The organism is Kitasatospora sp. NPDC056731 (assembly GCF_040687675.1).
Taxonomy (GTDB): Bacteria; Actinomycetota; Actinomycetes; order Streptomycetales; family Streptomycetaceae; genus Kitasatospora.
This window is the reverse complement of sequence record NZ_JBFBNR010000089.1, coordinates 1-10,392: the sequence shown is the minus strand read 5'-3', so window position 1 is coordinate 10,392 and position 10,392 is coordinate 1. Positions and strand designations below refer to the sequence as shown.

11 protein-coding genes and 1 pseudogene are annotated in these 10,392 nt (G+C 72.4%); 5 read left to right on the top strand and 7 right to left on the bottom strand.

What is annotated here, in order from left to right; genetic code table 11:
• The first annotated feature begins 118 nt into the window (after window positions 1-118).
• Window positions 119-1,006 carry an alpha/beta hydrolase gene (locus tag AB0R04_RS38635; RefSeq protein ID WP_363378837.1) on the top strand — a complete coding sequence of 296 codons (888 nt, stop codon included), beginning with the start codon at window positions 119-121 and terminating at the stop codon, window positions 1,004-1,006.
• A complete protein-coding gene (locus tag AB0R04_RS38630) occupies window positions 1,003-1,665 on the top strand; it encodes a 4'-phosphopantetheinyl transferase superfamily protein (RefSeq protein ID WP_363378835.1) in 663 nt (220 codons plus the stop codon). Before AB0R04_RS38635 ends, AB0R04_RS38630 begins: the two co-directional genes overlap by 4 nt.
• A gap of 224 nt (window positions 1,666-1,889) precedes the next feature.
• On the opposite strand, the gene AB0R04_RS38625 is transcribed toward AB0R04_RS38630, so the two are convergent.
• Entirely contained in the window at window positions 1,890-2,729 is an 840-nt protein-coding gene (locus AB0R04_RS38625) for an SAM-dependent methyltransferase (protein ID WP_363378833.1), read from the bottom strand.
• A gap of 107 nt (window positions 2,730-2,836) precedes the next feature.
• Window positions 2,837-3,511: a helix-turn-helix domain-containing protein gene (locus AB0R04_RS38620; protein ID WP_363378831.1), complete on the bottom strand. Its 675-nt coding sequence runs from the start codon at window positions 3,509-3,511 to the stop codon at window positions 2,837-2,839.
• A 182-nt stretch (window positions 3,512-3,693) separates the two neighbouring features.
• On the opposite strand from AB0R04_RS38620, the gene AB0R04_RS38615 reads away from it, so the two are divergent.
• The gene (locus tag AB0R04_RS38615) at window positions 3,694-4,884 is read left to right on the top strand and encodes a cytochrome P450 (RefSeq protein ID WP_363378829.1); all 1,191 of its coding nucleotides are present in this window, start codon (window positions 3,694-3,696) and stop codon (window positions 4,882-4,884) included.
• Between the two features lie 84 nt (window positions 4,885-4,968).
• Here the strand turns inward: AB0R04_RS38615 and AB0R04_RS38610 are convergent, their stop codons facing one another.
• Window positions 4,969-5,310: a hypothetical protein gene (locus tag AB0R04_RS38610; RefSeq protein WP_063345830.1), complete on the bottom strand. Its 342-nt coding sequence runs from the start codon at window positions 5,308-5,310 to the stop codon at window positions 4,969-4,971.
• A 426-nt stretch (window positions 5,311-5,736) separates the two neighbouring features.
• Between AB0R04_RS38610 and AB0R04_RS38605 the strand changes: the two genes are divergently transcribed.
• On the top strand, window positions 5,737-6,438 hold the full coding sequence (locus AB0R04_RS38605; protein WP_363378827.1) for a hypothetical protein: 702 nt from the start codon (window positions 5,737-5,739) through the stop codon (window positions 6,436-6,438).
• A gap of 129 nt (window positions 6,439-6,567) precedes the next feature.
• Window positions 6,568-7,929: a M64 family metallopeptidase gene (locus tag AB0R04_RS38600; protein ID WP_363378826.1), complete on the top strand. Its 1,362-nt coding sequence runs from the start codon at window positions 6,568-6,570 to the stop codon at window positions 7,927-7,929.
• An 87-nt stretch (window positions 7,930-8,016) separates the two neighbouring features.
• Here AB0R04_RS38600 and AB0R04_RS38595 read toward each other — a convergent pair whose 3' ends face one another.
• The 4 genes and pseudogenes from AB0R04_RS38595 to AB0R04_RS38580 form a co-directional block, all read right to left on the bottom strand.
• On the bottom strand, window positions 8,017-8,250 hold the full coding sequence (locus AB0R04_RS38595) for a hypothetical protein (protein ID WP_159398300.1): 234 nt from the start codon (window positions 8,248-8,250) through the stop codon (window positions 8,017-8,019).
• Between the two features lie 446 nt (window positions 8,251-8,696).
• Entirely contained in the window at window positions 8,697-9,305 is a 609-nt protein-coding gene (locus tag AB0R04_RS38590; protein ID WP_363378824.1) for an anthrone oxygenase family protein, read from the bottom strand.
• 181 nt (window positions 9,306-9,486) lie between these two features.
• A complete protein-coding gene (locus AB0R04_RS38585; protein WP_363378822.1) occupies window positions 9,487-10,146 on the bottom strand; it encodes a hemerythrin domain-containing protein in 660 nt (219 codons plus the stop codon).
• Window positions 10,147-10,230: 84 nt separating this feature from the next.
• Window positions 10,231-10,392 (bottom strand): annotated as a pseudogene (locus tag AB0R04_RS38580) (NmrA family transcriptional regulator); the annotation flags it as partial.

Below are 10,392 nucleotides of genomic sequence, written 5' to 3'. Positions count from 1 at the left end.
TCCTCCCCAAACACACCATCCCCAACCAACACACCAAAGCCACCCACAACGCCCTCACCAACCTCAACCACCAACTCACACAAGCCACAAACACCACAGGCGCAGACAGGAGCACCTCGTGACCACCACCGCCGACGTCACCATCACCGACCTCGCCACCACCACCCCCGACGGCGCCCGCCTCACCGTCGCCATCCACCACCCCGCCCACATCGACCCCCACGACACCAGCGCCACCACCACGCCCCTGATCGTCCTCGCCCACGGCTGGGGCGCCACCCACACCGTCTGGCACGCCACCGCCCGGCTGCTGGCCGCCCAGGGCCACACCGTCGCCGCCTACGACCAGCGCGGCCACGGCACCAGCACCCTTGGCTCCAACGCCCTCACCATCCAGCAACTCGGGCACGACCTCGCCACCGTCGCGGACGCCCTCGCCCCTCACCGCCCCGTCGTCGTCGCCGGCCACTCAGGCGGCGGTTACGCCGCGCTCGCCTACGCCACCCAGCTCTACGCCGACGCCCCCCGCACCGCGCCCCAGCGCCTCGTCGGCCTGCTCCTCGCCGCCAGCGCCGCCGACGACCAGCAGACCCCTCCGGGTGAACTCCGCATCATGAAGACGAAGGCCTTCCAACGCGCCCTCAGGAACCCCCGGCTCGGCCGCCAGCTCCTCAAGAAGACCCTCCACCCCAACACCCCCGCTCACACCCAGGAGACCAATCGGCGCCTCTTCGCGAACACCGACCCCCACACCCGCCTCACCGCCTTCGCCTCCACCAGCACCATGGACCACACCCCCCACCTCCGACACATCACCACCCCCACCACGATCCTCCGCGGCACCCACGACACCTCCGTCGGCCAGTCCCACATCCGCACCCTCCAAACCCACCTCCCCAACACCACCGTCGACACCCTCTCCGACGCCGGCCACATCCTCCCGCTCGAAGCCCCTCACCAACTCGCCCGCCAGATCCACCAACTCACACTCACTTCGCAGCGGTGACCACCACCACCCTCACCACCGAGCTGGGCAGGCTCCTGCCGCCAACTGTCCACTGCACCGAGGCCTTCGGGCCGCCGCCCCAGGGCGCGCTCCTTCCTGCGGAGCGCGCCCACATCAGTGGCCGATCGCCCCGCAGGCAGCGGCAGTTCACCGCCGCCCGTACGCTCGCCCGTCGTGCTCTCGCCCAGCTCGGCCACCCGCCAGCCCCGCTCCTCCCGGGGCCGGGCGGGGCCCCCGAGTGGCCGTCGGGGACCGTCGGGAGCATCACCCACTGCGACGGCTACACCGCTTGCGCTGCGGCGCACACGGCCGATGTCGTCTCGCTCGGCATCGACGCCGAGCCTGCTCTACCGCTCCCCGACGGGGTCCTCGCCCTCACCGCTTCCGAGGACGAGCGCCACCGGCTCGGCCGGCTTCCTCACGGCCAAGTCCCTTGGGACCGCCTGCTCTTCAGCGCCAAGGAGGCCACCTACAAGGCCTGCTACCCGCTCACCCGACGCTGGACCGGCCTGGCCGGCATCTCCGTGCGCCTCCACCCCGACCGTACCTTCACCGCCCACCACCCCCACCTGCCCGGTCGCTGCCACGGCCGCTGGACCACCACCGGTGCCATCCTCCTCACGACCCTCACCATCCCGCACGGGACGACGACCGGTTGAGCGCGCAGCACCGCAGTACCGAAGCACCGCAGCACCACCGAACCGCGAACCGCGAACCGCGAACCGGCCGCCGCAGGACCTACAGGCCCCGCCCCCACGTGCGGCGCAGGAGCGAGGCCGACGCAGGGGCGAGGGGACAACTGACGGATCCGGTCAGAGGGACGATCCGAGGGACAGGACAGGGAGCCCCGGCCCATGGACCTGCCCCGCCCGGGCGCTCGCCCTCAACGGACGGGGCCGACCGGGCCGTTGTCGGCCGTGCGCACCGCTTCGATGAAGCCGGTGGTGCTCGGGCCCGAGCCGGGCGGGAAGGGGCGGCCGTACGCGGCGGCGACCTCGTCGAGCAAGGTGAGCCGGGTGTTCCAGCCGTGGGCGTCGAGCCACTCGTGGGTCTGGGGGCCGAGGCCGCCCTGCCACAGGTCGGTGATGTGGGCGAGGGTCGGGTCCTGCGGGGTGCTGGTCACGTCCCGGCCCTTTTCGAGCAGCAGTCGGCTGCCCGGCGCGGAGAGGGTGCCGACGGCGGTGAGCAGGCCCGCTGCTTGGGGGGCGGTGAGGTAGACCAGCAGTCCTTCGGCCAGCCAGGCGGTGGGCCGCTCCGGGTCGAAGCCGGCTTCGACGAGGCGGCGCGGCCAGTCCGAGTCCAGCAGGTCGCCGGGCAGCGTGGTGCGTTCGCCGGCCGGGTCGGCGCCGAGTTCGTCCAGGACGTGCTGTTTGAAGGTCAGGACGGGCGCGAGGTCGAGTTCGAAGAGGCGGGTGCCGGACGGCCAGTCGAGCCGGTAGGCGCGGGCGTCCAGGCCTGCTGCGAGCAGGACGACCTGGTCCGCGCCGGCGGCGAGCAGACGGTCGTCGTAGAAGCGGGTGCGCAGGATGCCGTGGACCACCAGGCCTTTGGCGAGGCCGCTCTCCGGTCCCGAGGTGGGCATCGGCATGCCGGAGGCGGTGACGAAGGCCGCGGCGTAGGGGTCGGTGAACAGCGGTTCGGGGCGGGAGCTCTCGTAGGCGCGCACCAGCGCGACGGACAGGGCCGTACGGGAGACCGGGCTCAGCGGGTCGGTGGTCGTCATGCCCGGGAATCTACCCCGGCGCCGAACCGGCCGGGCCGGCACTCCCCTCACCGGTCCGGACGGGCACCTGGCCTGCGGGGAAAGCGAGTTGATGTAACGCCACGAGGTCACGTCAACAGGTGACGCCAGCGGTCGGCGGACTCCACCATGTCCTGGATGACGCGTTCCAGGAACGTCCCGCCCCTGGCGAGCCGCTGCCCCACGGGGCTGTCGGGCCCGAACTCCGCCGCGGCCGTCATCGCGATCTGCGCCGTCCCGAGCGTCTCCCGCGAGCCGATCATGATCGAGTGGTACCAGGCCTCGTCGTCGACCACGTAGATGTCGCGACGCCGCTGCGGGTCGCGTTCGCGCCGGACGTACCCGTGCTGGACCAGGTAGTTCACGGCCACGGAGACGGAGGCCGCGCTGACGTTCAGCCTGCGGGTCAGCTCGGCCGCGGTGCGCCTGCCGTCCTCGGACAGCAGCAGGTCGACGTGCACGCGCGCCGTCATCCTCGGCAGCCCCGTCCTGACCGCCATGTCGATGATCTCCTCTCCCGTCGGGCTGCCCGAGGGCCCGTCCGCGGGTGGCGGTGCCGGGGTGCCGCGCCGCGCGCGCTGGGCCGTCGCCCGGTGCGCCTGTTCGGGCCGGTAGCCGCTGGGGCCGCCGTTGCGTCCGATCTCCCGGCTGATCGTCGAGGTCGGCCGGTCGAGCCGTCTGGCGATCTCGGCGTAGGAGAGCCCGTCGACGAGTCCGGCCGCGATGCGCTGACGGTCCTGCTGGGTCAGTCGTCCTCCTGGCATGCCGCCAGTATTGCCTTCGCATTCATTCATTGCAATGCGGCATTGCATTCGACTTCAGCGTCATTGCATCAATTTACCGCCGCTGAACAGGGAAAACTCCTACGACTCATTGCGACCATGCTGAATGCAACGTAGCTTTCGAATAGTCCCGAAGACGCATTTTCGCGAGATGAGGAACGGTCATGGGTGAATCCGTCCACACCGTCACCACGCTGCCGACGGCGCGCCCGCCCGGCTGCCCCTTCGACCCGCCGGCCGAGCTGACCGACGCCCGACGGCACGGCCCGATCAGCCGCTACACCCACCCCGGCGGGGCGGCCGGCTGGCTGATCACCGGGTACGAGCTGGTCAGGTCGGTCCTGGCCGACCCGCGGTTCAGCTCGCGCAAGGAGCTCATCAACGTGGGCGACTTCGAGATTCCTCCGGCGCCGCCCGGCGAGTTCCTCCTCATGGACGATCCGCAGCACGGGCGCTACCGGAAGCCGCTGGTGGGCAAGTTCACCGTGCGGCGGATGCGGCTGCTCACCGAGCGCATCGAGCAGATCACCGCCGAGTGCCTGGACGCCATGGAGGCGGCCGGGCCGTCGGCGGACCTGGTGACCGCGTTCGCCAAGCCCATCCCCGCCATCGTGATCTGCGAGCTGCTGGGGGTGCCGTACGAGGACCGCGGCTCCTTCCAGGAGCAGATCGACTCGTTCGTGAACGGGGAGACGAGCGACGAGGAGCTGATCGCGGCCTACACGGCGACCCAGCAGTACCTCGCGGAGCTGGTGGCCGCCAAGCGCGCGAACCCCACCGACGACGTGCTCAGCGACCTCATGGACAGCGACCTCACCGATGAGGAGCTGAGGGGCGTCAGCCTGATCCTGCTGGCGGCCGGGCTCGACACCACCGCGAACATGCTGGCGCTGGGCACCTTCGCGCTGCTGCAGAACCCGGCGCAGCTGGCCGACCTGCGCGCCGATCCCACGCTCACCGGCCGGGCCGGCGAGGAACTGCTGCGGTACCTGAGCGTCGCCAAGTCGTTCATGAGGACGGCGCTGGAGGACGTCGAGGTGGGCGGCCAGACCATCAAGGCCGGCACGACGGTCATCCTGTCGTACAACACCGCCAACCGTGACCCCGAGCGCTTCGCCGATCCCCACGTGCTCGACTTCCGGCGGCAGTACGGCGGGCACCTGGCCTTCGGCCACGGCGTCCACCAGTGCCTGGGGCAGCAGCTGGCCCGCGTCGAGCTGAGCGTCGCGATCACCGCCCTGGTCAAGCGCTTCCCCACGCTGCGCCTGGCCGTACCGGCGGAGGAGGTCAGTCTGCGGCCGGAGACCGCGGACATCTACGGGGTGAAGAGCCTCCCGGTCACCTGGGACGTGTGACCGCGAACCAGACCGGTCGGGGTCGGGAGACGAGCGGCCCGGCACACCCACGGGGGGTGTGCCGGGCCGCCGGCGCCACCGGGTTCAGGGGGTGTAGCTCACCCAGCCGCTCAGGGCGGTGGTGTTCGGCGGGCAGTAGACGCGCACGTTCAGGAAGGTGGTGTACGGGCCCACGGTGCGGGTGGAGCCGTCGGAACAGCTCACGTTGACCCACCACTTGGTGGTTCCGGTGCCCGAGCAGGAGATGTTGAAGTACTGCTGGGTGCCGTCGCTCCCGAACGTGCCGGTGCTGCAGTTGATGCTCTGCAGCGCGTCCGGGGAGGCGGTCTGCGCCTGTGCTGCCGGGGCCGCGGCGAGGCCCAGCGCCGTGGCCGTGGCGAACGCCGCGAGGCCGCCCGCGATCCTGTTCCTGGTCCGGTTGTTCACAGCTGTCCGTCCTCGGGGTCGGTGGTGCGCGTGGGGGCGCCGGGCGGCGGCTCGGAGAGCAGCCCGGCGCTCTGTCTGCGGTGACTTTAGGGAGCGGTCGGATCCGCGAGCATATGACGGCGGAAAATGCGTCTACCCCGGCCTGGTCAGGCCTCTTGGCCCGTCGATCACGAATTCCTGCGACGGGGCACCGCCGATGGGGCGGCCGAGGTGGTCCGCCCGCGCCCGGAACGGCCGAAAACACGCGGGCACCGGCGCACCGCCCGCACCCCCGGCATGGCACAAGTCCGTTACAGCGGTGCCGGGTTCCTCCTGCCTTACCCCTGTCCCTGGCATCATCCAAGTCCGTGCCGCCCCCGGAGCCGCCCACGGCGTGCCGGGGCGTCGGCCCGCATGGCGACCGACGTCCAGACGAGGGGGAGTCCGATGACGCTGTTCGGCAAGCCGCCGGGCCCGCAGGACGCCCGGCCGCGCGGGCGGGCCACCGCGCTGAGGCTGCGGGTCGTGGTGCAGGCCCTGCTCCTGCTGCTCGGCCTGTCCGCGGTCGGCCTCGGGTTCGCGCGGTTCGTCGCCGCGTACCACGAGGGGTGGGCGTATCGCGGCGCCCCGGTCTGCGGCGCTCCGGCGATCGGGCCCGGGGTGGACTGCACGCTGCGGGAGAGCGGGCGGGTGACGAAGAGGGCGGTGGAGCGGGACGGCGACTCGACCTCGTACACCCTGACCGTGGCCCGCGAGAAGGCTCCGACCGGCGCCTACGACGTCGGGGAGGCGTTCTACGACGACGTGCGGACCGGCACGGTCGTGAACCTGACGGTCTGGAGGGGCCAGGTGGTCGAGGTCGACTACCAGGGGCACCGGGCCCGCAATCCGCACACCCTGTGGCTGGCCGTCCTGAAGCTGGCGCTGCTGGTCGGCGCGGGCACGGCCCTGATCGCGGGCGGCCTGCTCGGGCCGAACGTGCGCTCCTGGTGGGTCCCGGCCGGGATGTCCGTCCCCGTGGCGGTCACCACGCTGGTGGGTGCCGCCATGCTCCTCCTGATGGACTGGCCGCTGCCCGTGACCGTGACCCTGGCCGTCCTGGCCTGGCTGCTCGCGGTCTCCGTCATCAGCGGGATGTCCGTGGAGTAGCGGCCCGGAGCGGATCCGGAATGCCCCTCACAGGTTGTCAGGTTCTCAACGTGGGAAACAGTTGTCAGGTTCTCAACGTGGGAAATAGGCTGCCACCTCCCGCTCACGCCACCACCGGGGAGGCCACCCATGCCCAGCAGTACCAGGAGCCGCAGGACCAGAACCGCCGCAACCCTCCTCACCGCCGCCCTGGCCGCGGCCCTCCTCGGCGGCGCCCCCGCGCTCGCCGCACCCGCAGCCCCGCCCGGAACCACGACGGGCGCCGCCCCCATAGCCGCTCCGACGGACGGCCGGCACCCGGTCGAGGTGTTCGGCGAGGACGGCGGCATATCCCGGGCCCTCGTCCCCTCCGGTTCCCCGTACACGGCCGGCCCCCGCATCCAGGGCGTGGCCCCGATGCAGGACGACGGCGACGTCACCGCGCTGGTGCGCAACGGCGATCCGGCCGCCAAGCTCGACGTGGTGGTCATCGGGGACGGCTACGCGGCGCAGGAACAGGAGAAGTTCCGCAGCGACGCGGCCGAGAAGTGGCGCGAGATCACCGCCGTCGAGCCGTACGCCACCTACCGCAACCTGTTCAACGTCTGGGCGGTGTCGGCCGTTTCGCCCGAGTCGGGCGTCTCCGGGGATCCGGACCAGACGACCGTCCGGCATACCGCGCTGGGCTCGTACTTCTGGTGCGACGGGGTGGAGCGGCTGCTCTGCGTGGACGAGAAGGCGGTCGAGCGCTACGCGGCCAAGGCCCCGCAGGCGGACCTGGTGATCGTGGTGGCCAACAGCACCAAGTACGGCGGCGCGGGCTACAACGACGTGAAGTCCTCGCTCGGCTACGAGGGCATCGCCACCGTGGCGGGCGGCAACGCGAAGTCCGGGCAGATCGCGGTGCACGAGACCGGGCACTCGCTGGGCAAGCTCGCCGACGAGTACGCGTACGACGGCCAGGGCACCTACCAGGGCGCGGAGCCGGCCGAGGCCAACATCAGTACGCTGACCGCCGACCGGATGCGCGCCCAGGGCACCAAGTGGTCCCGCTGGCTCGGCCGGACGTCCCCCGACGGCGGGACGGTCGGCGCGTACGAGGGCGGCGGCTACTACCCGACGGGGCTGTACCGGCCGACCGAGAACTCGATCATGCGCTCGCTCGGGCGGGAGTTCAACCTGCCCGGACGGGAGGCGATGATCGCCGGCTTCTACCGCCACGCCACCCCGCTGACGAGTCCCGTCTCCACCGACACCTGGCTCACCTCCGCCAGCCGCCTCACCGTCGACCTGCCCGTCCCGGGCACCCGGCTGCGCTGGTTCCTGGACGGGCGCGAGCTGCCCGGGCAGCGCGGGCGCACCGCCCCCGACCTCGCCGCCCTCCGCCCGGGCGGCCCCCGCTCCCGGCCGCACCTGCTCACGGCCGTCGCCACCGACCCCACCCCGGCGGTGGCCGACCCGGCGCTGCGCGAGCACCTCACCGGGAGCCTGTCCTGGCTGGTGACGTTCTAACGCGCGTCGACGCGGCGCGCCGGCCACCACGGCGACGGCCCCGGGCCCAGCAGCACCACGCTGCCGGGCCCGGGGCCGTCGCCGTGCCTACCGCCCGCTCTCTCCCGGCCTGCGCGGGGGGTTGCGCCGCAGCGGGGCCAGTTCGCGGGCCAGCGTCCGCACGTCCACGGCTATCCGCGCCGCGAGTTCGCCCGGCCCCGCGTCGCCCGGCAGGCGCCGGGACCAGGAACGCGCCTTGGCCGGACCGTCCTGGACCATGTCGAAGTTCAGTCGCACCGCCCCGGCCACGTCCGCCAGGGTCACCAGGATCCGGGTGTCCACGAGGTCGATCGTGACCTCGTTCCCGATGCACGAACACGCCACCAGACCCTCGATGTCCTCCTCCGCCAGATATCTGGCCAGGGGAACCGCTCTCCCCCGGATCAGGTACGGACGTACCACCGCCACCACAGACCCCGCCCCCTCTCCAGCTCACCGGACACGCCGACCACCGTACGGCCCGGCAGCGGCGCAAGCGCGCCGCAACGACCGGGCCCGCCCATGCTCCACCCATAGCCACCGGATCGCCAAGTCCAGGACGCCCCACGCGACTTGACCGACAGCACTGGCCCGGCGCACCGGCGCACGCCCCGGCGCACTCGGGCGCCCCGCCACCGAGCCCGACGGCAGCAGGCCCGCCGCACCCGAAACGCACGAAGGCCCGCCCGCACGAGGCGGACGGGCATCCCCGCGGCCGCGCAGCCCTGCGGCGCGCGCGGCCGGGCCGCTCAGCGGCCCAGGCGGCTGAACCGGCCGTGCAGGACCAGCGAGCGGCTCAGGGCCGCCAGGCCCGCCGTGCAGAGCAGCGTGCGGAGCATGTTGGCAGCGACCCAGCTGCCCTCGAACTTGGCGCGCACGCCCGCGAAATCGTGGATCTGGGACGGGTCTCCGGCCGCCGCCAGCTCGTTGTTGAGCGGGATGTTGACGCCCATCGTGACCATCAGCGCCACCACGTACAGCACCGTCGCCCCGGCCGCCCACAGCGCCGCCTGGCGCCGGCCGGCCTTGTGCTGGAGCCAGGCCGCCACGCCGGTGGCGGCGAAGGCGCCGACGAAGACCAGGCCGAACATCCCGTTCTCGATCGACGAGTTGATGTGCTGCATCGCCGTCACGTACGTCCGGTCGTCCCCGGCCGCGAGGCCCGGCATCACGGACACGTCGAAGGCGAAGAACAGGCCCGCCATCAGGCCCATCGCGATGGTGGCGCCCGCCAGGACGGGCCCGGCGGCGCGGCCCTGCCCAGCCGTTCCGCCGTGCGGTGAACTCCCCGGCCGCACACCGCCGATGGCCGACGGGACGGCGTACGACACCGGTGCCGACCTCTGATCCGAACGCATCACAGGACCCCTTTTCACTCTCCCGGCCCCGCAGAACGCGGTGCCGGCGAACAGCGGAACGAACGACACCACCCACCGTGCGGCGCCACCCGCAACGGAACCGCGACAACCGGAACCCTGCTTCACACCAAGGCACTTGCGGAGTCGGCGAGTGCCCGGGGGAGTCGGAAGGGGCGAGCGGTCACAGCACCGGGTTCAGGGTGCGCCGGTACCGGCGCTCCAGCACCGTACGGCCGATCAGCCGCACCGGGCCCGGGATGGTGGCCGACACGGCCCGCACGGACGCCGCGTCCGCGCCGTCGAACATCCACGGCTGCAGGTACGTCATGACCTGCCCCGGCGCGCTCTGGATGATCCGCCGCTCCACCCGCAGGTACTCGTCCACCGGCAGGCCCGCGAGAGCCGGGAACACCACCGGCTCCTCGTGCCCCAGGTGCTCGCGGATCAGGTTCTCGAACCCCGCTGCGGCATCCGGCAGTTCGGCGATCCGGCGGGCGGACAGCACCTCCGCCACCCGGCGCATCGTCCGGTCGAGCGCTTCGTGGTCCTGCTCCAGGATGCCGCCGCCGTCGAAGCCGGCCAGCCGCTCACGCAGGAAGGGCCAGAGGATCTCGTCCTCGCTGTGGTGGTGCCAGTCGATGACGGCCCGCAGTCGGCCGAACCAGTCCGCCAGGGCCGCCGAGGGCCCCCAGCCGCCCGCGGACGAACCCCGGGCGGCGGCCGCGCTCAGCCGCGCGGCGTCCCGGCGCATCGCCACGTGCATCAGCCCGAAGCCCCGGATGTGCCCGGGCAGCGCGCCCACACCCTGCTCACTCGACCAGACCTGCTTGCCGTCCGACATGGCCAAACCTCCACTGTTATGTCCGGATACACGACCAACGCCCGCCCGGTGGCGGCCTGTTCGGGCCGCCGCCGGCGAGCCGGCTCACACGTTCCACACGCCCGAGGCGGCGGCCTCGCGGGCGAAGTCGGCGAAGTCCCGCGGCTCCCGCCCCAACGCCCGCCGCACCCCGTCCCCCAACGAGGCGTTACGACCGTCCAGGATCACCGAGAACAGCTCCGCGAAGTCCCCCGGCAGCCCCGCCTC